This is a genomic window from Francisella adeliensis, assembly GCF_003290445.1.
Taxonomy (GTDB): domain Bacteria; phylum Pseudomonadota; class Gammaproteobacteria; order Francisellales; family Francisellaceae; genus Francisella; species Francisella adeliensis.
This window is the reverse complement of sequence record NZ_CP021781.1, coordinates 1,951,681-1,977,879: the sequence shown is the minus strand read 5'-3', so window position 1 is coordinate 1,977,879 and position 26,199 is coordinate 1,951,681. Positions and strand designations below refer to the sequence as shown.

Here is a 26,199-nt window from a genome sequence, read left to right as displayed (position 1 = left end):
GATTTAATTAAGACTTATTTATTGTACTTATTGATTTAGATATACTTCCAATCATTGTATCGCCTGGTGAAACTGGTTTAATAACGACGGCTCCACTTGCTATTTTAGCACCTTCACCAATTTCAATATTCCCTAAGATTGTAGCTCCAGAACCGATAAATACATTTTTGCGAACTTTAGGGTGGCGGTCACCTTGAAGTTTTCCTTTTCCTCCAAGTGTTACTCCATGAAAAATTGTTACACCGTCTTCAATAACAGCTGTTTCTCCAACGACAATTCCAAAGGCATGATCCATAAAAATACCTTTACCAATAATAGCTGCAGGGTGGATATCAACTGAGAATAATGATGTAACCTTACCCTGAATGTAGCTAGCCATAGTATAGTTATTTTTAGTCCAGTAATAATGAGCAATACGATAACATTGCAATGCTAGGTAACCATTAAAGTATAATAAAGGAGTATGATGATCCTTTATTGATGCATTTTCAATTAACTGACATAGCAGATCTTCTTTCGCTGACTCTGCAATATTTGGACATTCCTGCATTATTTTTAGTATATTGCTTTGCCATTCCGTAATATACTCTACAGAATCGCTCAATTTACTAGCAATAATATAAGCAAGAGCTTTCTCTAAACTATCGTGTTGAATGATGTTTTTTTTATAAAATTCAGAAAGTACATTATGTTCATTTACCATAGATTGTGCTTCTTTAGAAATAATACTCCATAAATTATCAGCATCTATAATTCGTTGAAATTCACTCATTATGTTATACCTCTTTAAAAAATTATTATTTATGCAGAGTAGCCAAATTTGATATTAGAATCTTTAGCTGTTTCAACCCATACACTTTTCGTCTGAGTGTATTCTAATAGGCCTTCATAACCACTTGAACGCCCATAGCCACTTTCACCAAAACCACCAAAAGGAGACATAACATTAATAGCCTTATAACAATTTATCCAAAATGTTCCAGCTTTAATAAGAGCAGACATTCTATGTGCACGCCCTACATCAGCAGTCCAAACTGCACCAGCTAACCCAAAGCGACTATCATTGGCAATAGATACCGCATCACTTTCATCATCAAATGGAATAACAACCACTACGGGACCAAAAATTTCCTCTTGGGCAACTTTCATAGAGTTGTTAACACCAGTAATCACTGTTGGGCGCAAAAAGTAGCCTTCTTCACCACCTGAAACTTCAGGTTTATTACCACCGCATGAAATTGTAGCACCTTCTTTTATGCCATCAGCTATCATGCTATTTACATGATTATATTGTTTTAAATTATTTATTGGTCCAACCATTGTTGTTTTTTCCCAAGGAAAGCCAGCAGAAAGCTTGTTTGATGCACTTACAAGTCTCTTAACAAATTCATCATATACACCACGCTGAACTAATAAACGAGAACCAGCTACACAGCTTTGCCCAGCAGATGAGAATATAGCTGCTTGTGCACCAACAATAGCATCATCTAAATTTGCATCATCAAATATAATGTTTGCAGACTTACCACCTAGCTCTAAAACACAAGGGATAACTCTTTTTGCCGCCTGTGTCGCAATAATGCTACCAACTTTATGTGATCCAACAAAGATTACTTTTTTGACAGCTTGGTTAGATATAGCTGTTTCACCTGTAGTGTTTCCAAGTCCATTAATAACATTTACAAGACCTTTTGGAATCCCAGCCTTTTCAATAATTGAAACCAAAATTGTTGAGCTTAATGGAGTTAGTTCGGAAGGCTTCAGTAAAACAGCATTCCCTGCACATATTGCAGGTGCTATCTGCCAGCCTGCTGTGAAGACTGGGGCATTCCAAGGTGTAATCTGAGCGACAACACCGTAAGGTTCATGACGAGTATAGTTCAAGTGACTTGTTGGGACAGGAATTACCTGTCCAGTCATTTTGTCACACCAGCCAGCATAATACTCAAACATATCTGCTACTTTAGATATTTCTACAAGACATTCTCTTATTGGTTTGCCTGCAGAAATAGCTTCGAGATTTGCTATTTCATCTGAGACATTGCGGATGCTTTCACCGCATCTATACATTAGTTGAGCACGATCTTTAGCAGTAAGTCCCCACCATTTTTCTTGTGCTTTGACGGCACAGTCAGCAGCAGCATTGACTACATCACTTCCAGCATCTTTGTAAGACTTAAAAACTTTTCCAGTAGCTGGGTTAGTTAGTTCAATAATCTCTCCTTTACCTTGAACTATTTCACCGTTTACCCAACTACCAAATGTAGTAGAACCAAAAAAATCAGTTAGTAATTTTTCAATCTGTTTTTCGCCATTTTTTTCAACTATCAAACTCATATTTAAATCCTATTTGTTATTGTTTACAATGCAGTTAAAGTCATATTCATTAGGAATATTGTCTTTACTTTGAGCCCATATTTCTGATATTTGTTCAGATACTGGTAACTTCATGTCCATTTCGCCAATTAAATTTTTTGCTAGGTTAACGTCTTTACGCATCAGTTGCATAGTAAAGCCTGAATCAAATGCATTATTTAAAATCCAACGAGGATAGTTAACTTGGCTTATCGCACTACTACCAGAACCAGCATTCAAGCCTTCTATTAGCTTCTCAGCATCAAGACCTGCCTTTTCACCTAGTGCTACAGCCTCTGAGGTAGTAACAAGATGTGCAGCACATAAAAGATTATTAATAAGTTTTGCTATATTGCCATTACCAGATTTACCTAAATAAATGATTTTAGATGTTAAAGCATCTAAATATGTTTCAGCACGCTTAAAAGCAGACTCTTCACCACCAACCAACATCAGCATAGTACCACTTTTACTTCCAGCAGGACCTCCACTCACAGGACAATCTAACAACTGATGACCATAATCACTTAGCTTACTTGCTAGCTGGCGAGTAACTTCTGGTTCAGAAGTTGAAGTGTCGATGATAAGGGTATTAGGTTTTGCATTTTCAATAATACCAGCAGGACCTTCAATTACTTGTTGGACATGCTTAGACATTGGTAATGATAAGATGATTATGTCTGCTTTAGAGCACAACTCTTTAACATCATCAGCGATAACAACGCCTATCTCTTTAGCTGCAGCTTTCTTTTCTACATCAAGATCTGTTCCTATAACAGTAAACTTATGACGCAATAATGAATAACACATACCATAACCCATATTGCCGAGACCAATAACACCTACATTTTTTTTAGTCATTTTTATAAACCTTTTTTAACTTTACAACTACCTATGACTAATCATCATAAACAATTAAATGCTGTATAAAAAGTGTCTAAAAATAGATTTTGTGTTCTAAAAAACGCAACGCAGATTCGCTGTAAGGTACTGTATTTATTTATTTTTTTATATTAATGTTATGAACAACATTTATAAACGGAATCATTATGAAGAAATTTTTAGTTTTACTAGCAAGCTCAGCTGAGTGGTATGAGTTTACAGTTTACTCGTTTTGTGCGGTATATATTGGAGCTGCATTCTTCCCTGAGTTGAGTAGTCCTTTTGCTAGCTTTTTAGCAGCGTTTGGTGCATTTGCAGCAGGGTTTTTAGCTCGTCCAATTGGCGGGCTAATTTTTGGCTATATTGGAGATAAAAAAAGTAGAACAACTGCTTTAGCTTTAGCCGCATTCTTTATGGGGGTTCCTACCGTAGGTATGGCACTTTTACCATCGTACGCAACCATTGGCATATTTGCACCATTAATATTAGTGATTTTTAGGATATCACAAGGCATAGCAATAGGTGGTCAATCTAGTGGATCACTTATAATACTTGTTGAGAGCGAGAGCACAGTATATGGTAAATCAAAAGCAGGTGTTAATTTTGTTACTAGTGCAATGGGAGGTGTTTTGCTAGCAATAGTAAGCTTCCAACTTATAGGATATTTTATTCCTGAAGAATCAATGGCTAACGGTGGTTGGAGAATACTTTTTGCAATAGCTATTATTTTAGTAATCATATCTTTCTTTATTAAGCACAGTAAGGATGAGGAAGAAAAGCCAGTAGCAAGCAATATAAAGCTTAGCTCTACAATTTTAAAAAATTACAAAAGTATTATTTTCATATTTGTACTGTGTTTTCCTGGAGCTGTTGTTGCATACTTTCAAATTACGATGCTTCCAAATATTGTTAAGCAAGTTTTAGGGCAAGCAAATGTAAATGTGTCAGCTCTAACGACAATAAGCATAATCGTTTTCCTTGTAGCTTGTCATATATCTGCAAGACTAACAAAATACTTCAGTATTAAAAGCATAATAACCTTTGGTTTGATATTAATGCTGGTGCTGTCTTTACCAATATATCAGTTATATAAGATGAATAACGAATTACTGATATTATTCTTTGTGGTTATGGCAATTGTTTTTGGTATATTCTACGGTAATATCATGGTTATTTTCGCAGAGTGTTTACCAAAAGAGATTCGCTATACAGCATTTGCTTTAGCTTATAATGTTGGTTATGGGGTATTTGGTGGATTATTGCCGTTTGTATGTTTCTACTTAGCAGGTGAAATTTCTGATTATCTTGCAATAGCTGTAATACCTATAAGTGCTTTGGTAGGGCTATATGCTTTATATTTCCTTGATCCTAATAAAAATAATAATAACTATACAATGAAAACTTCAGAAAGCATTACTTTAACGCCTGTTACCCCCATACTCACTACTGATCTTAACCCTACGCAGCAGAGTAGTTGATTGGCGATTTTTCATAAACTAAAGTATTTAATAGAGTTATTGGCTACTTCAAACTTAAATATCACAAATCTAAATCGAAATATCTGTAAATCTGAATATGATTTTGAAAGTTTATAGTTTTCATAAATCTATATTATGAGATACTTATTTATAGACCAAAAATATACCGTGAGAAGTCTTATCTCTATTAATAACTCTAATGAAAATAGATTTTCTAATCCTACAGGTAGCCCTGTGCGTAAAGGTGGAAGTAAAGACTTTTTAAAATTCGTTTTTTCTTCTATGTTTAAGAAATATAAAGATGGTTTTCCAAAAGACCATGTTTTAGAAAAACAACAAGCTTTAGAACAGTTAAACAAAGCTAATAACTATAGTATTACTTGGCTAGGGCATGCTGCTTTTTTGATTAAGCTTAATGATTATTTTATTGTTACAGATCCTTTTTTGAGTAAAAATGCTGGACCTGGATTTTTAGGCCCAAAGAGAGAGATAAGCTCGCCATTAGACTTAAGCGAACTTCCAAAAATAGATATGATTATTATTAGTCATAATCATTATGATCATTTAGATTCAAAAGTTATAAAAGATTTTCCAAATAAAGAAGATATCAAAGTAATAGTACCTCTTGGGCTTAGTAGCTTTTTTATCAAAAGAGGGTTTAGTAATGTAACTGAAATGAACTGGTGGCAGGAAATTAATATAGATGATATTACTATAGGTTGTTTACCTTGTGTTCATTTTTCTGGTCGAGGATTATTTGATGGAAATAAAACTCTATGGGCTAGCTTCTCAATTAAAGATAAAAATAAGAAGATATGGTTCTCAGGTGATACAGCTTTCGGAGAAGTATTTAAAGAAATTGGTAAAAAAGAAGAATATTTTGATTTAGCTTTGATAGGTATAGGAGCGTATGAGCCTCGTGACTTTATGTGCTCTGTACATGCTACTCCAGAAGAAGCAATTCAAATAGCTAGAGATATCAAGGCTACAAAAACTATAGGTATGCACTGGGGAACTATCAGGCTTACGCCAGAACCTTTTTTTGAGCCTCCTAAAAGATTCAAACAGGCTGCAGAAGATCAAAAATATGGTCAAGAAAATGCTTTGATTTTAAAGGTTGGTGAGACTATAGGTATATGACTACTGACATTTTTTACTTTTAATATAGATAAATCTATTGTAGGTGTTTATAAGGTATATCACTATAAATTCTTCTGTTTTCTCGACTTTTTATAAATCTAATTTCGTAGTAAGTTTTCTTTATTAGTTGTTTTGTTATAGGATTGATTGTAATGTCGTGAATAATTATAATTAATATATGAACAGTTGTTAGGCTACTTTCATAAATGGAGTTTAAATGCCAAAGTATTTTGCCAAAATCAATTGGGTTAGAGGTAGTAATGAAAGTTATATTGATAACAAGTATAGCCGTGGGCATGAATGGATCTTTGATGGAGGTGTAACCGTTCAAGCTTCTTCTTCACCTCACGTAATTCCTTTACCTTATTCCGTTGAAGCAAATGTAGATCCAGAAGAAGCATTTGTTGCGTCTCTTTCTAGTTGTCACATGTTATTCTTTTTATCAATATCGGCAAAAGAAGGTATGTTGTAGATTCATATATAGACGATGCTGTTGGTATTATGGAGAAAGATAGCGATGGTAAAGTTTCAATGACTAAAGTTACACTTAGACCACATGTTCAGTTTTCTGGTGATAAAAAACCAACGATGGAGCAACTTGAAAAAATGCACCATCAATCACATGAGCAATGCTTCATTGCTAACTCAGTGAAAACTGAAGTTGTTACCGAAATTGTAGCCTAACAAGCGGTTAAGCAAGGGCAAAAAACAGTTGGCTTTTGCTCACTCCTATTATACCTGGAGTTATGTATCAATTGATGAATAGGAGAATTTACGAGTGAGCAATAATTTTATTTATATTCTCATGGCGATGAAACTAGGGCTAATAGTGTGGGGAGCTCTCGGGTTCATTGAATACTTTGTACCTACAGTAGCGTTTGGTTTGCAAGATCCAAACTTCCCTTTAGGAGTGCAGTTCCTACATTGGCTGTTAATTTCATCAACCGGGATAATTTTGTCTTTGGCTATTTAACTCGTTGGCAACACACTCCCTTCGTTTCAATTGTTATGTATGCAACATTAGCTACGCTTTGTTTTGTCGAGACGGTGGATTTCAATGCTTTTGGAGGTGGTGACAGACGTTTCTTAATCAGTATGTCCTTTACATCATTCTTGGAGTATACTTGCTTCGCTCTGGGCAAGTGAGGCTTCGATTTCAGAGTGGTGATAGAGATATATAGCAAGGCAGAACCCTTGCTTGCGACGTTATTGGACTCTAATATATCCAAAAATACATATTTTTATAATACGCTTTTGACATAGTTAAAAATATGCCCCATAAAGAACTTACATTAAATGTTTTGGATATTCTTCAAAAAAAGAAACAACTACATCTCCAAACTCTTACTAACAATTTCAAAGACATTTTTACTAGGGTTTGAAGCTTTGATTTTCTCAAGAGCTTGTTTCATCATAGCTTGTCTATCTGCATCATAGCGTTTCCAACTCATGAGATTACGAGCCATTCTAGCTGCAACTTGATGATTAATTTTATCAAGCTCTAGCACGGTATCAGCCATGAAAGTATATCCTAACCCATCTTTATGATGATACTTCTCTATCTACTACACTTGCCACTGTTTTGTAACTTATTTTCATTTTTTTTGAAACATCTTCAATTGTACTATTGATCAAATTACGCATTATATATTCTTCCAATGCCTTTGTAACTTTTGCATTCCTCTCACACCAATCGTACAGCTCAGATGTGGTGCTACCACAATGTTCACATTCATAACGAACTGGCCTAATTTGAAGGTAAACTTTGCGGTCTAAAATGGAGGTATGTTGAATTGTTCTTGGAGGGGTTGAACCATATACTTTAGTTGCTAGTTTTCCACAGTTATGGCACGTTGTATCAGAACATGTACTGACCACAGTAAAAGTAATATTCCCTTTACTATCAATGCTTTGAGCGGTTATTTCTAATGAGGTTATATCTAAAGGAAGAGTAAAGTCGGTCATAAAGTGAGTACATTGCTCAAATCTATGTACAGTATAACCTTTATGCTGCTTGACTTCTACAACCCCTAGAAAGGGAGAAGGGCCCCATAATAGCTGTTATCTGCCTAGATTAGGTGTAGATTTCCATTTTCTTAGGTTACTCATATCAATTGCATCTTTCTCTCCCCTACGCATTAAGATAAAGTATTTACTGTCAATTACACTTAGATTCATTCGATTCATAGCTATACATTCATCTTTAAAAAATATATTCTTCAAAGCGTTAACAACAGTATGAGCATTTTGCTTTTCTACTCCAACATAAACTAAATATTCATTGATTATATCTATTGATGCTTTGGGACTATCTTGTTCTAATAATTCTTTATGAAAGTTATCAAGTGCTTTTTGATAATTAATACATTCTACACTCAAATCTCCAATTACATTCAATTGTAGTGGCTCATAATGATTTGCAGCATCTAAAACTTCTACTAATCTTGCTATTAAAACAAAATCAATATATTTAACACAAGAGAAAGATTTTTGTGAAAATAAGTCATCTCTTTTAAAATCATATAATAAGTAGTGTTGAAACTCAGATAGTTCAATTCGACCATAAAATTCTTGACCATCTATCATATAAAATGTATCAAACGTGTATTTATCATTATCCAAAATGAATTGTATATTATCTAAGTAAGATGAGATGAAATCATCTACTTGAGATTGTTTACTAAAATTCATTTTTCTAATAGAAACTTCTATCGCACTAGATAATGTATTTATAGCATTAGGATTTGAATATTTATCACTACAACGTAATCTCAACAATCCAAAAGAAATATATTTTGTTAAATATTCACTTACTGGACCAAAATTAGAACATTCTGATATTTCAATTAACTGCTTATCTAAACTCATTATATTTTCACAATAAATAAATTTTAACTTAAGTAGCATGGATCCATTTCCTTGCCAATAATTTCGACTTTGATTAGATTTTAAGGTCTTTAAAAATTTTTCTGTTGATTTAGTCATGCTGAAATTATCAAAAATAGATCTATGTCTATATTGCCGATATAGTAATTGTTTTTTCATTCTTATTGCTCCTCTTGATTTTTATAGTTTTAGTAATATATAAAATTTTTAGTCATGGTGAATAATCAGCAGTTTAATTCTAAACATGTTTTTATCTTTTTAGATCTAGTAAAAATACTAAAAACAAAGATTTAGTTTTTAGTATTTTTACTAGTTACATCAAAACGAGTTAAAAAATATTATTTTGGATAGAAAGAGTCAAACAATAGGGAAACGAAAGATGATAAATAATCTCATACCAAAGTCAAGGGTTAATATAACCTATGAAATGGAGGTTAATGGTGTAAAGAAAGCCAAAGAATTACCGTTTAAACAACTTATTTTAGCTGATTTATCTAATGGGACTTCAAAGGATAGAGAAAAGAACTTAGGTGAACGTGAGATTCATGAAGTTGCAGGACCAAATCTTAATGAGTTAATGAGTAAAATGAATATAAACTATTCTGCTTCAATATCTAACTGCATTGATTCAAAACAAGGGGTCCTTAAAGTTGGTTTTAAGATTGACTCCATAAAGTCTTTTAATCCAAATAAAATTGCAGAAAATATTCCAGAGCTGACTAATCTAATACAATTAAAAAAACTGCTAAAAGAATATGAGTCATGCATAGATAATAATAGGAATTTTAGGAATTTAGTTAACAGGTTATTAAACCAAAAAGATGATTTAGATAATATAAAAAAACAATTGCCTTTAGATGCAGCAATTTCCTATAAAATAATAGCTAAGGAGAAGGGTGAGAATGATGAGTAGTACTGAGTTATTAGATTGTAATGATGTATTGTTGTCAGCGGGGCTTAATTCTTGTGATACTTACGAGATTATTGAGCAAGACAATATAGGTTCTATGGATCTAGAGAGTTATGAAAAGAGATTTCTAACAGCATTAACCGTGTTGTTGGCTAATTCTGGAGATAAAATAGATAAAGATTCTGTGCAAAGCCTGATTGATAAAATAGATGAGGTTATATCAAGCCAAGTTGATGAAGTTCTTAAAGATGAGAGTTTTATGAACTTAGAGAGAAATTGGCGTAGTGTTTATGAATTAGCATCTTCTATTGATAATAATAAAACTAAACTTTCTATAATAGATGTGACCAAGGAAGAGCTTTCAGAAGATTTCGAAATTAATAGTGCAGACATTATAAGCAGTGATTTATTTCAGAAAGTATATGTTAGTGAATATGATCAATACGGGGGAGAACCATTTGGGTCTATTATTGGTTTATATTCTTATAGTAATACCCCTGAAGATATAGAGTGGTTGAATACTATGGGAAAAGTGGCAGAAGCTTCACATGCTCCTTTTATATCTGCAGTATCACCTAATTTTTTTGGGGAAAATAGTTTTAGTAACCTTTCAGAAATTAAAGATATAGAAGGATTAATGTCACAGCCTAAATATGGAAGGTGGAATGCTTTTAGAAAAACCAGATCAGCAGGATATGTTGGTTTAACATTGCCTAATTTTATGTTGAGAATCCCCTATAATCCAGAAACAAACCCGGTTGGTAAAGGAGTTATACCTAATTTTACTGAAAAACTAGACATGGTAGAGCCGCAAAAAAGTTGTTTATGGGGAAACGCCGCAGTATTGTTTGCAAAAAATCTGTTTAGGTCATATGAGATAACAGGGTGGTGTCAGTCTATATGTGGACCAACTAGTGGTGGTTTGGTAGAAGGCTTACCTATTTATAATTATAATCATAAAGACCCTAATGCGTTTATTTTACCAACTAATTTTTTAATGCCAGATCATAAAGAATACGCATTAGCTAAAGCAGGGTTCATTTCATTGGTTTATGAGAAGAAGACATCTAATGCTACTTTTTTTAGTGCTCAATCTCTAAAGGTTAGTGAGGAGTTTGAAGATGACAATGACTCTGAAAATAGTCAAATGGTAACTAAATTGCCATACACTTTTTCGATTTCTAAGATAGCACATTACATTAAGTGCTATACCAGAGATGTTATAGGGTCTGAGATGGATGAAAACAATTTAAATGATAAATTATCCACATGGCTTAATAGGTATGTAACAGATTTACCAAATCCATCTACATTAACTAGACAGTATTATCCATTTAAAGCTGCAGCTGTTGAAGTTATGAAGTCTAGGGGAATGGCTGGCTTTTATAATTGTAATATTACTGTACTTCCACACATAAAATTTGAAGGTATGGATGTTGTTATGAAAATAGACACAAGACTGGGAAATTAAAAAAAACTTAATAAATAACTTAACGTAAAATAAAACGGAGAACCGATATGGAAAATATAATTATTGATAACAGAGACATCGTAAACAAAGTCGATAATGGAAATTCGCTTAATGCCAATTTTTCAAGAGGATTTGCTGATGTAATGGCGAATAGAAATAGTCCTAGGTTAGGGATAAAAGAGGGGGCTTTGACTATTACTTTGGGGGATGAAAAGATTGATATTAAACCAGTGGAGACTTATGATTCAGGATCATCATCTGAAAAAAAACGATTTGATGCTATGGTTCAAACGATGTATATAGATAATTTTAAATTCTCAATGAGTTTTGAGGTTTCAATGGATACCTATTCTTCTATTACAAAACACATGAGTTCTGCTAATGGTCAATGCGTTTCCATAAAACTTGCAAGTCAGCCCTTTGATGATAAACAGTTTCTTTTCCATGATCCAGTAAACCCAGGAAAGTCAGTATGGTCAGAACTTGTGAATTTCATGTCTGAATTATCAGTTTCATGTGATGGTCAGGCTTTTAGCCAGCATGTTGATAATGATAGAAATTCCGCTATGTGTGGTATTCATGGCGGGATAATAAATTCTAAATCTTGCGTAATTTCTTTTGTTACTGGTGGTGGTGGTATGGTTTCATGTAAAGACACTAAAACTACTTTCGAGGTAACTAGCAGGTTTTAATCTATAAAATTATTTTAGGAGGGAGTGTTATGCCTAATGTTCACTGGCATCTTGGTCAGACATTGTCGCCAAATCATTTTAGATTGCAACAGGACAATATGTCTGTATTGTCAAATACACTGTTGTATGAGGTGAATAATCTGACTCCCGGTATATATCAATTAAAGTTAAAAGATAATGATATAGATAACTTAGTGATAAATGTCGAGGAACTTGTTATTTTACTTGATTCTGGTGAAAGTATAATATTGGGTAAAAATGCTAAAATAAATAGTTATAAGCTAAATGTACATGATAATAGTATAAAAAAACTAGATGTTTATCTAAATATTAAAGAGAAAAAATATATAGACACTTATAAATATAATAGTCATGATATAAAAGTCGAGTATTATGACCTTTTTATATCAGACTCTTATTCTGAGCAGTCTTGTTATTCAATTAAGGTTTTTGAGTTAGATCTTATACAAGATACTAATTCTTATTCTATATGTAAAAGTTTTATACCCAAACTTTCAGCTTTACCTTATCTCTATAGGGATGGTATTTTGCCTAGGTTAATGCCTATCGTTGACCATATACATTGTTTAATTAGCAAAAATATATCTAGCATGACTGTTGGGATCTATAAATATCAACTTATCATTTGCGAACTTTCAAAAATTGATTTTTGGTTGAAAAAAGTATCTTCTAATACAAAATCAATTCATTTTAATGAGATTCAAAAGTATATGGTTAAGTTACTTATAATAGTATCTCTTGTGCAAGATAAAATACCACAGTTTAAAGCTTCTGATATAGAGGGAGATGGTTATCACTGGTGTCTTTCTCAACTTGATAGAATAGAAAAAGCGATGGATGATTTGCTCTCGGTTAATCATAGGATTATTACATTAACTTTAAGTGATGGAATATATAAGAGTCCATTATTGCCTCGCGAGTTTTTTATGTCTAAGAAAAAATATATTGTATTTGAGGGCTTAAATCATCACGGTGGTGAAGTCAAAGCAAGTATGAAGCTTTTTTCGCCTGTTGATATCCGTTCGATTATGACGTTTTCAAGTAAAGGTGTTGAGATGAGAGAGTTAGATAAAGAATTGTATAAAAAAACATTTCCATTAGCAGACCTTATATTAGAAATTCATGCTTCTGGTACAAGTTGGATTAATATATTTGAGCAGAAACTATTATGTTTAACACTTTATTCTCAAGAAAGTGAAGCTAAAGCATATCTAGTATATGAATAAGTATTAGGAGAATTGTATGAAATTAATAAATCTTATATTGAGCGTAAATTTAGATAATGTGCTTTATAAGGCATATGGAGATGATTTAGAAAAAATATATTTATCTATTGAGCAAGGTGAATACAGCAATGTGATTCAACTAGCAAATCAAATAATAGAGGATGACTGTTTAGATATTAGAGTTATTTGTTATGCGATATTTGCACGTTGGTTTTTGGCTGAGAGTGTGATTGAACAATTTAATTTATTTAAAGAGTTTCAACAAATAATAGAATATATTGAAAGCAATGGTTTAAAGATAAATATTAATGAAAGAATATATAATTCTGCAATTAAATGGTTGTATAACAACATATTAAAATACATAAAAAGTATAAACATAAAAAATACTTTAACTGAAGAGTATAAAAGTGAATTATTGCTTACCATAAATCAACATATGCTTTTTATGAAATCTTGTGTTAATGATATAGATGTTATAGAAGTTTTAGAGAAAATTTTTTCACGTTATGAAAAAGCAAGTATAAAAGAGGATATTCTTGCAGAAGAAAGTATCAGTAGGACTGAACAATGCCATGATATCAGTGAGAATGGATATCATAAAAGTAATAATATAAAAGAAAATAATGGCACTGAAGATTATCTAAAAATCAACTCAGATCAAGAGAACAGCGAATGTTGGAACAACCTATTAAAAATGATAGGAGTATATGAATATTTAGTCAAAAACAACTCTTGGCTAGCAGCAGCAGTATTACAAAATAAGATTGAAAGAGAAATATCAAACTTTAATCCTATTAATTATTTTCCAAAAAAATTTGTTTCATATTTAGATTCACAACTTTGTGGATATGAAGAAATAAAATCTATGTACAAATATAAGGATGGAGAGATTTGGCCATTATTAGAGCAATTATATGTTAGTAATCCTACTAGTTTTATTGAAAGAGACTTTAATACATTTAGTTCTATTCTTGAAAAAGGAAATGGTAGCAATCTAGAGAGTAATCTCAATACTAATGAAAATTTTGATAGTAATGAAGATTTTTTATGATAAATAGGTCTAAATATGATAAGTAGAAAATTCATCTCTGTATGTTTAATCCCTTTAAAAGAGAATTTGTCTTTAAATAAGGAAGAAATTAAATATATTCCTCTAGAATTTGTACACATGGTTGACATAGATTATAAAATCTATGGGTTTCTCGGTTCGATTAAATTTAATATCACATGTGATAGACAAAAAGAAAAACTTTGGAAAGGCATTAAAGAAGATAAACCATTTGCAATAAAAATTAGGTATGAGCAAGAGATTGTTGATAAGTCAAAAAATGATGCCGCTTATAAGTATGATGATCAAGCAAGTTGGAGTATTCTTGGTTTTCCAAGGTTTCAAAATAATAAGTATTATACATTAGAGGAGTATTTCGACGGAGAGGATAGTTTCTTAAATTGTGAGATAATTTTTTGCGATCCTATAAGAGCATTTACAGAAATAAGTTTTCCAAAGAGTGTTTATATAAATAGTAGTTATAGCTCTTTACTGTTAGATATTCTTAAACCGTATGATTCAATATTTAAAATTAATCCAATAGAAGCTCAGAATAAATTTTATGATGAAGTTTACTGGCTTGCAGTAAACTGTAATACTAATAACTTGTATGAATATATGGTTGAAGTCTTAGAGTCTAATAATATCCAACTAATCTACAGTTTTGATAAGAATAGTGATAAGACTACATATGAATTAAAAGATATTGATCTACTAAAAAAAGATCTACAAAGTAAAGATAGTGCGGAGTTAGCTAGGGAAGAAGTGTATGTGCATAGCTTTTCAAAGGGAAAACAAACTGAACTTTTCACTAAATACAGCCTATGTAATACATTTTGGATAAATAGTCAAAATAATAATCAATTAAAATCATGGGGAAATAATGAATATACTAATGTTTGTGATAGACAAGAGTATGTTACTGCTGGTACATCCAAGTCTTTTGATTTAAAATATAAAAAATACGAAGCAGATACTCGTAAGAACACGAATAAATCATATCTATCTAATCTTAAATTAAATTATCCGGCATATGAAAAGACTATAATGCCCCTTAATATCATGACTATTGCCAATAAAGGCAAGAAGAATAAAGAAAGTGTTAAGTACTGTATACTTGCCATAAAAATACTTATCCATAAAAAAGAGTCTGATATAAGAAAAAAAGAAAATACGATAGATACTATAAATGATGCTTTACCCAAAGAAGATTACATAAAAAATGAATCAAATGAAGAAAATTATAAAAATATGTTAGATAAAACGGTAGAGATTTATCCTGAACTTGAAATAAAAGAAATTGAGAGAATAGGTGTATATCTACCAACTACTAATTATGTACAGAAGCCAATTGTTGTTTATGGAAAAGTCTATAGCCCAAGACCAAATACACTAGAGTATTTTATTTGTTTAGAAAATGGTATTAAGCAACAGCAGCGATCTGATATTAATAACTCACAGGTTGATGATACAGAGAGAGTCGCTACTTCTCTAAATGGATTATATTACTTAATTGAACTTCCAAGTATGCTTCGAGCAGGTAAAGCAGATAAAAAATTAATTATACCTGCGTCATTTTCTTTTAATAATGATCATAGTTTTATCCCCTTAAGAGAAGGAACACCAGTAAAGATGGAAATATATCAAGAAAATGCCATTATTTCAGAAGTGTGCTGGATATCTACAAAAAAAGAATATAACTCTAGCAAAGACGTCAATAAGAACACTTTGATTCTTGGTAATGGATGCGCTGTTATAGAGCAAGAATCAGAATATAGTGACCTAAGTAAATCAAAATTTAACATTGAAAGCCAGAGTGGACAAATGCAAGGAAATATTTCGATTGATCAAAATAAGTTTGTCGTGAGTTATCAAAGTGTAAAAGGTAGTAAGGAATAGTTATGATGAGCTATATATATATGTTGTATTTTTTACCTGTATTAGTGATTTCTTTCTTTCTTTTAAAGAAATATGCGATGTTTTGTTTTAAAAGTAAACAGTCAAATTTTATTAGTAGAATGCTTATATCTATATTTGCAATAAATAAACTTCACCTAACTTATCGTACTTTTATAAAAAGTCTGCCGTTAAGATATAGGCTTAAATATAGGTTTTTAACCAAAAAGCTAGTGGTAGAAAATTATTTAGATGAAAGTAATGAAGCTGCTATAAAAATAAGACTCATAGATAAATCTATTATTTGTAGTATAAACATAAATTACTTATCTAAAGAAAAATTTACATATAAAGAAATTAGAAAGTTTTTAAAAAAATTTTCTAAAGGCAGAATAAATAATATTCTTTTTAAGATAGATATTGCTACATATGAAAAGGATTTAGAAGAAAGTTTTTTTCAAGAGTGCTTAGAGCTGTTTAGAGTACTCAAAAAGTATTTTTCCCATAAGTTATATAGTAATTTTATGTTCACATATGATAAAGCAACACAAGGAGCAATGGCTTGGGAAAAGTTATGTAAAATTAATGAATATCCAATGTATTGGGATAATGTTCTTCCAAGCGATTTGTTTTTTAAAGATCTATTCAATATGGATAATACTTGTAACTCTCTATTAAAAGAATCCTTAACGCCTAAAGAAATTATAGACTTACATTGTTTTATTGGAAAATTATTAGAGGTTTCTAATAAACTGCATGTCTTAAATAAAAATCCTTATTGCATTAAGTTTAAAGGTTTTTATTTATTAAGAGATGAGGATAAAAAATCTCAGTATATTAATAAAGATACTATAAATAGGAGTTACTCACATTCAAAAGTATTAAAATACCGTTTCATAGGCATTATTTTATTTACAATTACTATGCTGCTACCAACTTATTATGTATTTTTTTATAAAAATAAAATATTAACAGAAGTTAATCAATCTGGCACATTGAAGGAAAAAGTCAATCTTAGTGATTTGGATAATTTCTTTTTAGACATAAATAATAAAATCTCTTTTTCAAAGATTATAACTCCTTTTAGAAATCATAGTGTAGATTATAAGAGTGCTTGGAAAGAATATATATTAGATAATAGAATAAAGGAAAAAGCTTACCAAACTAACTCATTAATTGAAGAGTTTTCTCTATTAAATATTCAAAGCAAATCGCATTTTGAATACTTAAATTCTAATTTTCCATTAGGTATTGTTTCATGGAGCAGTTTAACTTCTTTAGATATACCGACTCTAGTTGTTTGGGATGAGGTTGAGCCAATCGCGCGTTGTAAATATAAGCCATCACATTTTGATATCGATAAATATGATTTTAAACTCGATATTGATAAGGTTATAAAAAAAGCCAATAAATTTATTTCAACCCCCGAACAACGTGCTGTGGATAAAGAATTTTATAGAAATATACTTTTCTTATTGTTAGTGAATACCTTATCAAAGAATACTAATGATGACTTAGGGTGTCAGCAATTACATGAAATATCAGAGCAGATGTTGTTGAGAAAAAATTTAGCACTGACACATAAAGAATTTAATTTGCTGGTTAATGTTGCAGCTATTTTAGATATAAGGTTGCTGTTACCAAAAATAAGAAGAGCTAGTTCTTTATATTTATTTAACGCTTACATAGAAGAGGCATATAGAGATCTTGGATATATTTCACTTATAGATAAAGCACCTCTTATAAAGAAAATAAATAGTATTGTTTTAGAAAAAAAGAGTATCCCTTTTATTTTTTTTAAAGAGAAAGGTAAATACTATTCGAAAGTAAACTATAATTCTACAGTAAGCCATGCTTATATGAAATTCATAGGAGTCTCAGAGAGCGTGGATAAATATTCTCCTGAGCTATCTAAATTGTTGAGGTTATATTTTGCAAAAAACTTAGATTTTTATATATCTAACTATGTTAGATATAATTTATCGCTTATTTATAAGGTTGATAGTTTCTACTCTAATTATGATTATAACAGTGTTAAAAAATTACAGCTTGTTTTAAAAACAGGGAATTTTCAAAAAAAACTTTCATATGTGATAGATAATTTAAGCTTATTTGCAGAGAATAAAAATATCTTAGAGGATATTAAATCTCTAAAAATACTTAAGAAAAATATCGATGGGTACAAACAAATAGTTTCACAAGAAGTTAGGTATCTAGAAAAAGCATCTCTAAGCAATGAGCATATAGAAAGAGGTTATAAGACTAATCAACAAAGATTGATTGAAGAGTTTGATAAATACAGCAAAGAAATAAAGCTTAATAAAAATGTAAAAGAATTGATATATTCTCCTATAAAAAACTATGAAAGAATTTATATAGATATTATAAAACATAGGGTTGATTCATACTGGGTAATGAATGTGAAATGGATATATCAAGAGTTATATGATTTTTTCCCATTCACCATAGAGTCAAAGAAAAATATGAAAATAAATTATCTTATTGAATTATTAGGTAATAATGGGGTTTATGTTGAAAAAATAAAGCAGATAAAACCAGAGTTGAACTTTCTTAAAAACATAGGAGAAATCTCTGGGTTAGAATATTCGGAGCAATATTTTAGGATAGAAAACTTAAGAAGTTATTTTTTTCAACGTAGCGGGAAACTAAAGCCGTTAGAGTTAAGTATAAAAACACATGGCCCATTAATATCAGAGTTTGTAAAGAATTCAAATAGTAGTGATATAAATGTTTATTATAGTAAGTTAGATATCAATAATGATAGCCTGTATGGCTTTGGGGTTGATCATATTTATTCTAAGTTTAAACTTGACTGGTGGCATGCAAATGTTGCAAAAATTGAGTTGTTGGATTCTAATTATAATCAGGAAAAAAGTATAAGTTTTAATGAAAATTGGAGTATATTCCGGCTCTTGTCTGTTGCTAAAGTGAACGAACAAAAACATATATATTCTTGGGTGTTTGGGGAAAACATGAGATCGAGTTATTTGGTAAGTTTTGAGGCACCGTTACTATTAACTAAGGAGGAAGTTAATGAAGCCGAATAATAATGAAAACTACCAGCAGAGGTTAATTGATATATTAAGGGAATGGAAAGTAGGAGCAGAAGAAAATTTCATAGCTTATGCTGAAGAAATATATAAATCAAAAATTTATGACTATTTTAATGGGTTGGTAGCACCTAGCTTTCATGGAGTATTTGTCAAGGTTGAGGATATAAAATTTTATAAAGATGATCAACATATAGATCAGTTTCAAGAACTATATTTTAATGACAATTCTAGTAGAATTTTATATTGCGCAAAAGAGATTACTCTTATGCCTTGTGAAATAACAGAGATTGAATTCCAATCCGTGAATCTCCAAAAATTAAATTTCAAGAATATTCACGGTGATTTTGAAATAAATAACGGTATTCTTGAGTTTTGGTTTCACCCTAAGTTAGACATTAAGAGAGCCATATATATATATCAAAATATTTCCAAATATGCCAAAATACGTGCGCATCTTTCAGATAAGAGGATAGTAGAAAAGGACGTTACTATTGATTTTGGTAATAGCTATCCATTTAAAAAAAATACTCAAATAAAAAACAATATGTCCGATCCAAAGCTTCAATTCAAACTAAGTGTCAACCTATCTTCATTTGAAGAAAATAGTTTTGAGAGAATTGAGTTATTGATATCTAATCAATTAATGGATATTTCTGTTTTTGAATTAAGACAAGCATTTATTACAAATTTGCTACCAATGATCAATTATAACTTTGAAAAATCATTATCTATTTATATTGACGGCCATCAAGAAAGGTATTGGTTCGACTTAGAGAAAGAAACTAACTATACGACAGAAGAGTTAAGGTGCATAATGATTGAAAAAAATGTACTTGACCCAACATCTTATAAAACAATATATAAGGGGGGTAAGATTGGGTTTGAGCTAAACTCAATTGCACCATATATGAATAAGTCAGTTGTTGCTCACTTATTTGTTAATAATATATTGTCACTGAATGGTGATATAGCAAACTACGATGCTGTATGGTACGAGAAAAATGTATCTTTGTATAAGATGAGATTTTCAAGCTTCATTCAAGTAAGTGAGGATACTGTTAATATAAAAAACATAGAGTCTTTAAGTACTATACTGAAGGCTCATGATATTTTTAAGTGGACAAGTTCATCGTGGTTAAACTTATTAGGTTTTTTTGATAAATTTAGTTGCAATAAAGTAAAGCCTCTATTTAGGTCATCAAAGGTTGAAGATAATCTTATTTTTTTAGAGTTTAATTGCATGAACCATATGGACAAAGTATGGATTAATTATTACGTTTCACAGGTCAAAGAGTTTATTTTACATAATATTCCTTTTTTTGACTTTGATTTAAAGGTGATTTTTTAATATGTATGATATATATAATTACCCTACAAGCTACTATTATTGCATTTTATATTTGCAAGAAAAATATCCTTCTTATGAGATTGTTTATGATATATGTTTTAACTATGACACTAGCAATCAATTCATAAAAAAAATAACTGCAAATAAAGATGATAAAATTATTTATGTAGATATTAATGCCACTTTTATAGTAGGTGAAACAAACCAAATTCACGATCTCCAAGAAATAATGGAAAAAATAGCTCAGAATAGCAAGCAATTATCTAGAGATATATGGACATTATGGTTTTCAATATACAACTTCTCTCTTCATCCAAGTCTAACACCTACAAACAGAATATATAATGATGGTTCGTTATACATGTTAGAAATTGAAAAAAATAATGGTTCACTAAAATATATAGAATATCGTATACAAAAAGCATTATCTTCATTTCATGTTGTTTGTAGTCTTTATAATAAGACAGTGAATATGAATTATAAACTAGGACAACGCAAAAGTATTCAGAAGATTTTTTTACAAAAAGAAATTAATAAGAATTTTGTGTGTGGAAATGTGAAGGTATTCATGAATGAATACCTTGATAGTAAAAAAGAATATGTTATTAAAACTCTAAAGGAAGAATTGGAATGTATTTCGACTTCACGGCTCGTTGAATTTAAAAACATTAAAGTAAATCTTAGTTTTGGTCCTTTAAGATTACCACTAGGAAGTAAGTTGGATAAAAATACATTTATTGATGGTGGAACATTGTCGGAGATATTATATGAATAAAAAATGGATAGTAATTACGTTAATAATTTTTTTATTAAGTTCATGTTCAACTAACAGATCACAAGTTGAAGTTAATCTTCCTGGAATGGTAAATGATTCAGGTGCGTTTATTTTAGTTATAAAAGAGAATATGATGCCTAATGAGTTCCAAAATATGACTCCTGAGGAATTGCAGAAAAGAATGGTTGCAGACCCTAATTCATATATGAGATATACTCTTTTCCCTTCAAGAAATTTTTCTATAGAAGATTTAGATACAGAAAATATAAGTTCATTAAGTTTTTTCTTTTTGGTTAGAAGTGCTGGTAGTAGTACTATGCAATGGAAGTTTTATTTTTCTAAACCTTTTTTGAAAAAGTATAAGTTTTTAATATATAAAGAAAAAATAACTGTTGATCGTGAGGAGGGGTAATATGTGGGAATTCATGTTTTATAGTATTATCGATGATATAGATAATTTTAAGCCAAATAGTCATGATGATGTATATAATATTTTTATAAAAACAAAGCTTAATATTGAAAACCTACAAGCTGCGTTAACAGAAGACGAAGATGATAGTAGTAGCAATGCATCTCATTTAATAACTTTTGCATTAACAGCATATTGTGATGAAAAACTTGGTTTAATTTCACTAGAAAAAAATTATATATATACGCCCATTCAGCTATCATTATTTGGAATCTCAAATGCAGGTAGTGAGTTTTATGATTATATTGATGTTTTAATATCAAAAGATATGCCTTCAATCAAAACAGTATTTATATATTACTTCTTGTTGAAAAATGGTTTTAGAGGTTGTTATGAGCCTAATGAAAGCCATAAGAAGACTATTTATATGAAAAAATTAAAAGTTATACTAAAAGCGTATATTAGTAATCAATCACCTATCAAAAAGATAAATGGAGGCACTCGCAAAACACCTTATCCTTTATTTGGTAGCCATATTATTATACCCGCTTTATTTTTTTCTTTATCTTTCTTGATAATACAATATATACGCTTTTAAGGGGTAAACTATGTCTGAATTAGTTGTTAGTGGTGCTATATGTAACTGCACATTTGGAGCTACACCAGCTTCATTGATTGTATCTTCAAATTTAACATCGAAAGTAAAGAAGCTTCCTATTGCTTCAGTAGAAGATAAGGAGCCTATAGTAAATATACTAACTTTCGGGTTGTGCTCTAGCCCAACAAACCCTCAAGTTATTGCAGCTACATCTGCTGCGTTAGGAGTTTTTACTCCTCAGCCATGCATACCAAACATAGTGGCTCCATGGGTTCCAGGATCAACAAAAGTAAGGCTAAATAAAATACCAGCGTTAACATCAGAGTGCAAGGTAAACTGTGCTTGGCAGGGGATTATAAGCATAAACAACCCCATTCAGTCTATATGTAAATTAAAATAATAAGGGTTTCACATGTCAGAAGTAAATCACTTAATAGAATGTAATGAGAATGGAATAAACCTCCAGGCTCAAAAAGATAAGACTAGCATAACAGTTTTATTAGATGCTGATCAAGATATTTTTTCTGTGAAAACAGAGAAGATACTTTTACAAATAAATAGCAAAAATAACTCTATTTATATTAAAAATACTAAGTCTGAAGTATCGATAAATGAAGGTGATATTAGCTTAAAGGCTAGTAATATAATTTTAGATGCAGATAAAATAGAAATAAAAGGTTCTTCTGTATCTGTTAAATCATCTAATGCTGAAATTCAGGGCTCAGCAGAAGTATCTATTAATTCTTCAAATGTGAATATAGGCTAGTTAATGATATAATGTATGATATATTGCTGCTTGATGGGGGGTTAAGCTTTGAATCATCATTATATAACAAAATATATAAGCGTATTGGATAAATTAGAGATTCCTTATTTTATATGTGATGATAAGTATAAAATAGTTTATGTGAACTCTAATTTTGAGAATTTAAACTTGAATGAAAGAGATATTGAAAATCAATTGGATTTTTCTTCACTGAATAATGACGTTCAATATTTAGAGTGCTCCAAAGATTCTAATGATTTATTCTTGAAAATGAAACTGATAGAACAAGAAAAAAAATTTTTTCACTGCACCCTTGAAAATTTAGATCTAGATATGGTTAAAAATGAGATTGTTGGTGCAGAAGAACTAATGAGTAATCTTTCTGTTGGTGTTTATATAAAAGATATTTTTGGGGTATACGCATATTCTAATGACATTCATAGAGAGTTTATCTTTTCTAAGAGCCTAAATAAAACAGATTTTGATATTACATCAAGTGCATATGCTGAAGAAATAAGGGCTAATGATCAAAAAACAAAAGAAAGTTTAACCATGAGTTCTTTTTATGAGAAGTATTTGATTGATGAGAAAATATATACGTATTTAACTATGAAGATATTTCATAAAAACTATATTTATGGTTTTATAATTAACTTACATGATATACAATCCTTCCTTTTAGAAAAGGATAGACATATATACGGATGTATTAGCGAAATTGTACAAAATAATAAAGAACTTTTACATTGGGTGGTTGAGGGGAAGTCATCAAGTGAAATTGCTACTATCATGAATCTATCAACGAAATCAATAGAGTTTAAACTTAGTAAGATAAAAAAGAAACTAAACTGTCAAAAAATATCAGAATTGTCTTATCTCGTGGGGAAATATTATACTATTTTTGAATCTTAAATAATGATCACTAAATTACTCATACACTAGATCCGATAACTCCATCAAGATTATTAATATATTTTAAAAAGCTATCAACTCTATTTCTCTGATTATTATCAGAAATGAGATATATATGTTTATTTATCGTATGCATATAATCCTTCAGGAGATCAAGAGCCCTATAATGTTGTATAGAATTAAACATAGATAACCAAACTTGAAATACAAAAGCATTATGTGAGAGATGATATTGTGTTCTAGGATTATGAAAGTTATAATTTGATATAAAGAACAATATAATCGGCATTTTTTTGTGTCCAAAAGTAATTTCCCTTGGATCCCTGTTGAAACTAAAATAATCATCCCATTTATTATTTAGCCATCTCATATCTTCTTCATTAGTCGTAGCGATATAATAGATAGGATGCTTTAGTAAATCTTCGAGATCAGCTAGATGCCTTGTTTCAGTTGTTCTATTAAAATAAATATGATTAGGATCACTTATGGTGCTTATTATCTCAATTCTTGAACTATATTTTTTATTGATTAATTGCATCATATATCCTTGATAATCATCCCAGCGGAAGGCCTTTGTAAAATTAAGGTTAATGGGTGAACTTATCCATTTGTTGGTATTAGTTATTCTATCAAAGAATTCATTTGCAACCTCAGTGGGTATAAGTACGAAAAAACTTTTTTTAAGTACTTGTTTAGTCTTGTCAACTAGATCGATAATAATCTTTCTACAATTTTTTTTATATAGGAGTTCAAAAATCAAAATTTTTAAGAAAATCTTGGATCTAGTAGGTTCGAGGCACAACTCCATAGTTGTTTTACCGGTACTCGGTTCAGATACAAACAAATCATTAATTTTAAAACTATTACTTTTGACTAGATTGTGAAATATCCTTGATGACATAGTATGAGCTGCAAGATACAATGGATTACCGTTTTTATTTTGATAGAGATATTGTGCGTAACTTGGATAATATTCCGTAATTTCAAGTGATGGAAGCTTATAATCTAATTCTGCGATTAATATTAAAACGAAGGGCGGTGGTCTTTTATGTGTTAAACCAGTTTTATAATAAGAAGAAATCAGTGTTTTTATTTTGTCACAATCTAAATTTAATAAAGCAATTTCTTTATGATTACAATAATTAGACATTACATCTAGTATTTTTATATTGCTGACTAAATTTGTCATGAGCTCACTAAGACTGAGAGGTTTTAAAACCTCTCTTCCCATCCATAAGAGAGTGTCATCCTCCTGAGAAATTGTTGAAATTTGATATATATTTTCATGTAATACTATCAACTTCTCATTTTCACAATAATATTCACTTTTAGCTATATATCCATAAGTTTTAAGTACATAAATGATTAATCCTAGAATTCGGCTTTCCATATCAATATGATTACTAACATTAGATTCATATAACATTAGTGGAAGAGAGTTTCCAAAAGTTGCCTGAAGGGCTTCATAACCCTCATCTCTAGTTTCATTATTATATTTTTCATTGGGTAGTAATGAAAAAAACATCTCTTGGAAAGCTTTAGCAAATTGGTATTCGTCCATTAATGCAGATTTTTCTATTTCTCTATCTAATATTCCTTTTATTTTATGATAGTCTTGAGGCCTAGTAAAACCATCAAAAACTTCTTTCAAACCATAATTCTTGCAAATTTGATTATAACATGAGTTTACATAGTGTACATTCATTCCAAACATGTCAATAAAATTAAATTTATTCTTTAGAATCACTTCATTTATACAATTTTGAATGATCCTTTTTTTAGTCAGAACTATTTTAGTCTCTAAATTTAGTTTTTGAGTCCCATTATTAGAGGATGTTTTATTATGTACCAATAACTCTAAAATGGTTCTTAGTGAAGTATTACAACCATCTAAGCACTTAAAAACCAATCCATTTATTTCATCTAAAACGAGTTTGTTTAGATGGGTATATGGCTCATTATGTAAAAACGTAACCATTGGTTTTAAGATATTTAATGCTTCATCACATTTATGTTTTTGATCTACTGCAGAATCAAGGAGATTCATTGAGTAAGATAATTTAAATTTTTCCATGGAGTTCTGAAGTGGATTACATTTTTTAATTACAAGATTAGATAATTCTATAATTCTCTCTTTAGTAGTTAAAGAATCATTATCAAGAAGACTTCTTATAATAGATTCGTCTACTTTATATTCCTTTTCTTCTAATTCTAGGTACTTGTTAATATGTGGCATCGTTCGCTCTTAATAGGTTTTTAATATGAATATTTTAAAGGTTTTAAAAACTTATCTAACTAGTAAAATTACT

24 protein-coding genes and 1 pseudogene are annotated in these 26,199 nt (G+C 30.4%); 18 read left to right on the top strand and 7 right to left on the bottom strand.

The annotated features are described in order from the left end of the window. Positions 1–7: 7 nt before the first annotated feature. From epsC to CDH04_RS09395, 3 genes are read right to left on the bottom strand one after another with little or no spacing between them, the layout of a single operon-like run. Positions 8–772: a serine O-acetyltransferase EpsC gene (epsC, locus tag CDH04_RS09405; RefSeq protein ID WP_112870769.1), complete on the bottom strand. Its 765-nt coding sequence runs from the start codon at positions 770–772 to the stop codon at positions 8–10. A 29-nt stretch (positions 773–801) separates the two neighbouring features. Next, positions 802–2,337: an aldehyde dehydrogenase family protein gene (locus tag CDH04_RS09400; RefSeq protein WP_112870768.1), complete on the bottom strand. Its 1,536-nt coding sequence runs from the start codon at positions 2,335–2,337 to the stop codon at positions 802–804. 9 nt (positions 2,338–2,346) lie between these two features. Continuing rightward, positions 2,347–3,216, bottom strand: a complete 870-nt coding sequence (locus CDH04_RS09395; RefSeq protein ID WP_112870767.1) for an NAD(P)-dependent oxidoreductase — start codon at positions 3,214–3,216, stop codon at positions 2,347–2,349. A gap of 188 nt (positions 3,217–3,404) precedes the next feature. On the opposite strand from CDH04_RS09395, the gene CDH04_RS09390 reads away from it, so the two are divergent. The 4 genes from CDH04_RS09390 (at position 3,405) to CDH04_RS09905 (ending at position 6,539) form a co-directional block, all read left to right on the top strand. After that, positions 3,405–4,715: an MFS transporter gene (locus tag CDH04_RS09390; RefSeq protein WP_112870766.1), complete on the top strand. Its 1,311-nt coding sequence runs from the start codon at positions 3,405–3,407 to the stop codon at positions 4,713–4,715. 168 nt (positions 4,716–4,883) lie between these two features. Beyond that, on the top strand, positions 4,884–5,855 hold the full coding sequence (locus CDH04_RS09385) for an MBL fold metallo-hydrolase (RefSeq protein ID WP_174208892.1): 972 nt from the start codon (positions 4,884–4,886) through the stop codon (positions 5,853–5,855). Positions 5,856–6,072: 217 nt separating this feature from the next. After that, positions 6,073–6,327, top strand: coding sequence for an OsmC family protein (locus tag CDH04_RS09910; RefSeq protein ID WP_200164516.1), 255 nt, complete (start codon positions 6,073–6,075; stop codon positions 6,325–6,327). 29 nt (positions 6,328–6,356) lie between these two features. Further along, positions 6,357–6,539 carry an OsmC family protein gene (locus CDH04_RS09905; RefSeq protein ID WP_200164515.1) on the top strand — a complete coding sequence of 61 codons (183 nt, stop codon included), beginning with the start codon at positions 6,357–6,359 and terminating at the stop codon, positions 6,537–6,539. A 644-nt stretch (positions 6,540–7,183) separates the two neighbouring features. On the opposite strand, the pseudogene CDH04_RS09370 reads toward CDH04_RS09905, so the two are convergent. From CDH04_RS09370 to CDH04_RS09360, 3 genes and pseudogenes are all read right to left on the bottom strand, one after another. Next, positions 7,184–7,411 (bottom strand): annotated as a pseudogene (locus CDH04_RS09370) (aminopeptidase N C-terminal domain-containing protein); the annotation flags it as partial. Further along, entirely contained in the window at positions 7,398–7,820 is a 423-nt protein-coding gene (locus tag CDH04_RS09365) for a helix-turn-helix domain-containing protein (protein WP_112870762.1), read from the bottom strand. The gene CDH04_RS09365 and the pseudogene CDH04_RS09370, both read right to left, overlap by 14 nt. Positions 7,821–7,916: 96 nt before the next feature. Further along, positions 7,917–8,762, bottom strand: coding sequence for a hypothetical protein (locus tag CDH04_RS09360; RefSeq protein ID WP_112870761.1), 846 nt, complete (start codon positions 8,760–8,762; stop codon positions 7,917–7,919). A gap of 358 nt (positions 8,763–9,120) precedes the next feature. Between CDH04_RS09360 and tssB the strand changes: the two genes are divergently transcribed. From tssB to CDH04_RS09290, 14 genes are all read left to right on the top strand, one after another. After that, positions 9,121–9,654, top strand: a complete 534-nt coding sequence (gene tssB, locus CDH04_RS09355) for a type VI secretion system contractile sheath small subunit (protein ID WP_112870760.1) — start codon at positions 9,121–9,123, stop codon at positions 9,652–9,654. Then, positions 9,644–11,122: a type VI secretion system contractile sheath large subunit gene (tssC, locus tag CDH04_RS09350; protein ID WP_112870759.1), complete on the top strand. Its 1,479-nt coding sequence runs from the start codon at positions 9,644–9,646 to the stop codon at positions 11,120–11,122. The genes tssB and tssC overlap by 11 nt, the downstream gene beginning before the upstream one ends. 47 nt (positions 11,123–11,169) lie before the next feature. Then, positions 11,170–11,814: a hypothetical protein gene (locus CDH04_RS09345; RefSeq protein WP_112870758.1), complete on the top strand. Its 645-nt coding sequence runs from the start codon at positions 11,170–11,172 to the stop codon at positions 11,812–11,814. 29 nt (positions 11,815–11,843) lie between these two features. Next, the gene (tssK, locus tag CDH04_RS09340; RefSeq protein WP_112870757.1) at positions 11,844–13,061 is read left to right on the top strand and encodes a type VI secretion system baseplate subunit TssK; all 1,218 of its coding nucleotides are present in this window, start codon (positions 11,844–11,846) and stop codon (positions 13,059–13,061) included. A gap of 16 nt (positions 13,062–13,077) precedes the next feature. Continuing rightward, the gene (locus CDH04_RS09335) at positions 13,078–14,115 is read left to right on the top strand and encodes a type VI secretion system protein IglI family protein (protein WP_112870756.1); all 1,038 of its coding nucleotides are present in this window, start codon (positions 13,078–13,080) and stop codon (positions 14,113–14,115) included. 15 nt (positions 14,116–14,130) lie between these two features. After that, complete coding sequence (locus CDH04_RS09330) at positions 14,131–16,011, top strand: hypothetical protein (RefSeq protein WP_112870755.1); 1,881 nt, start codon at positions 14,131–14,133, stop codon at positions 16,009–16,011. Between the two features lie 119 nt (positions 16,012–16,130). Next, positions 16,131–19,076 (top strand): hypothetical protein, encoded by a 2,946-nt coding sequence (locus CDH04_RS09325; protein WP_162699235.1) that lies wholly within the window; start codon positions 16,131–16,133, stop codon positions 19,074–19,076. Next, positions 19,063–20,430 (top strand): type VI secretion system baseplate subunit TssF/IglH, encoded by a 1,368-nt coding sequence (gene iglH, locus CDH04_RS09320; protein WP_112870753.1) that lies wholly within the window; start codon positions 19,063–19,065, stop codon positions 20,428–20,430. The genes CDH04_RS09325 and iglH overlap by 14 nt, the downstream gene beginning before the upstream one ends. 1 nt (position 20,431) lies before the next feature. Beyond that, complete coding sequence (locus tag CDH04_RS09315; RefSeq protein WP_112870752.1) at positions 20,432–21,205, top strand: hypothetical protein; 774 nt, start codon at positions 20,432–20,434, stop codon at positions 21,203–21,205. Further along, the gene (locus tag CDH04_RS09310; protein ID WP_112870751.1) at positions 21,198–21,617 is read left to right on the top strand and encodes a hypothetical protein; all 420 of its coding nucleotides are present in this window, start codon (positions 21,198–21,200) and stop codon (positions 21,615–21,617) included. The genes CDH04_RS09315 and CDH04_RS09310 overlap by 8 nt, the downstream gene beginning before the upstream one ends. A gap of 1 nt (position 21,618) precedes the next feature. Next, entirely contained in the window at positions 21,619–22,212 is a 594-nt protein-coding gene (locus CDH04_RS09305) for a DotU family type IV/VI secretion system protein (protein ID WP_112870750.1), read from the top strand. A gap of 10 nt (positions 22,213–22,222) precedes the next feature. Beyond that, positions 22,223–22,612 (top strand): DUF4280 domain-containing protein, encoded by a 390-nt coding sequence (locus CDH04_RS09300; protein WP_112870749.1) that lies wholly within the window; start codon positions 22,223–22,225, stop codon positions 22,610–22,612. 12 nt (positions 22,613–22,624) lie between these two features. Then, on the top strand, positions 22,625–22,978 hold the full coding sequence (locus tag CDH04_RS09295; RefSeq protein ID WP_112870748.1) for a hypothetical protein: 354 nt from the start codon (positions 22,625–22,627) through the stop codon (positions 22,976–22,978). A 48-nt stretch (positions 22,979–23,026) separates the two neighbouring features. After that, on the top strand, positions 23,027–23,890 hold the full coding sequence (locus CDH04_RS09290; protein WP_200164514.1) for a helix-turn-helix domain-containing protein: 864 nt from the start codon (positions 23,027–23,029) through the stop codon (positions 23,888–23,890). A 19-nt stretch (positions 23,891–23,909) separates the two neighbouring features. Here the strand turns inward: CDH04_RS09290 and CDH04_RS09285 are convergent, their stop codons facing one another. Continuing rightward, positions 23,910–26,126 carry a hypothetical protein gene (locus tag CDH04_RS09285; protein WP_112870746.1) on the bottom strand — a complete coding sequence of 739 codons (2,217 nt, stop codon included), beginning with the start codon at positions 26,124–26,126 and terminating at the stop codon, positions 23,910–23,912. Positions 26,127–26,199 lie beyond the last annotated feature (73 nt).

Excerpts from the sequence above, each read along its gene's own strand:
- epsC (WP_112870769.1), bottom strand. The coding sequence starts at position 772 with ATGAGTGAATTTCAACGAATTATAGATGCTGATAATTTATGGAGTATT.
- CDH04_RS09400 (WP_112870768.1), bottom strand. The coding sequence starts at position 2,337 with ATGAGTTTGATAGTTGAAAAAAATGGCGAAAAACAGATTGAAAAATTA.
- CDH04_RS09395 (WP_112870767.1), bottom strand. The coding sequence starts at position 3,216 with ATGACTAAAAAAAATGTAGGTGTTATTGGTCTCGGCAATATGGGTTAT.
- CDH04_RS09390 (WP_112870766.1), top strand. The coding sequence starts at position 3,405 with ATGAAGAAATTTTTAGTTTTACTAGCAAGCTCAGCTGAGTGGTATGAG.
- CDH04_RS09910 (WP_200164516.1), top strand. The coding sequence starts at position 6,073 with ATGCCAAAGTATTTTGCCAAAATCAATTGGGTTAGAGGTAGTAATGAA.
- CDH04_RS09905 (WP_200164515.1), top strand. The coding sequence starts at position 6,357 with ATGGAGAAAGATAGCGATGGTAAAGTTTCAATGACTAAAGTTACACTT.
- CDH04_RS09365 (WP_112870762.1), bottom strand. The coding sequence starts at position 7,820 with ATGACCGACTTTACTCTTCCTTTAGATATAACCTCATTAGAAATAACC.
- CDH04_RS09360 (WP_112870761.1), bottom strand. The coding sequence starts at position 8,762 with ATGCTACTTAAGTTAAAATTTATTTATTGTGAAAATATAATGAGTTTA.
- tssB (WP_112870760.1), top strand. The coding sequence starts at position 9,121 with ATGATAAATAATCTCATACCAAAGTCAAGGGTTAATATAACCTATGAA.
- tssC (WP_112870759.1), top strand. The coding sequence starts at position 9,644 with ATGATGAGTAGTACTGAGTTATTAGATTGTAATGATGTATTGTTGTCA.
- CDH04_RS09345 (WP_112870758.1), top strand. The coding sequence starts at position 11,170 with ATGGAAAATATAATTATTGATAACAGAGACATCGTAAACAAAGTCGAT.
- tssK (WP_112870757.1), top strand. The coding sequence starts at position 11,844 with ATGCCTAATGTTCACTGGCATCTTGGTCAGACATTGTCGCCAAATCAT.
- CDH04_RS09335 (WP_112870756.1), top strand. The coding sequence starts at position 13,078 with ATGAAATTAATAAATCTTATATTGAGCGTAAATTTAGATAATGTGCTT.
- CDH04_RS09330 (WP_112870755.1), top strand. The coding sequence starts at position 14,131 with ATGATAAGTAGAAAATTCATCTCTGTATGTTTAATCCCTTTAAAAGAG.
- CDH04_RS09325 (WP_162699235.1), top strand. The coding sequence starts at position 16,131 with ATGCTTATATCTATATTTGCAATAAATAAACTTCACCTAACTTATCGT.
- iglH (WP_112870753.1), top strand. The coding sequence starts at position 19,063 with ATGAAGCCGAATAATAATGAAAACTACCAGCAGAGGTTAATTGATATA.
- CDH04_RS09315 (WP_112870752.1), top strand. The coding sequence starts at position 20,432 with ATGTATGATATATATAATTACCCTACAAGCTACTATTATTGCATTTTA.
- CDH04_RS09310 (WP_112870751.1), top strand. The coding sequence starts at position 21,198 with ATGAATAAAAAATGGATAGTAATTACGTTAATAATTTTTTTATTAAGT.
- CDH04_RS09305 (WP_112870750.1), top strand. The coding sequence starts at position 21,619 with ATGTGGGAATTCATGTTTTATAGTATTATCGATGATATAGATAATTTT.
- CDH04_RS09300 (WP_112870749.1), top strand. The coding sequence starts at position 22,223 with ATGTCTGAATTAGTTGTTAGTGGTGCTATATGTAACTGCACATTTGGA.
- CDH04_RS09295 (WP_112870748.1), top strand. The coding sequence starts at position 22,625 with ATGTCAGAAGTAAATCACTTAATAGAATGTAATGAGAATGGAATAAAC.
- CDH04_RS09285 (WP_112870746.1), bottom strand. The coding sequence starts at position 26,126 with ATGCCACATATTAACAAGTACCTAGAATTAGAAGAAAAGGAATATAAA.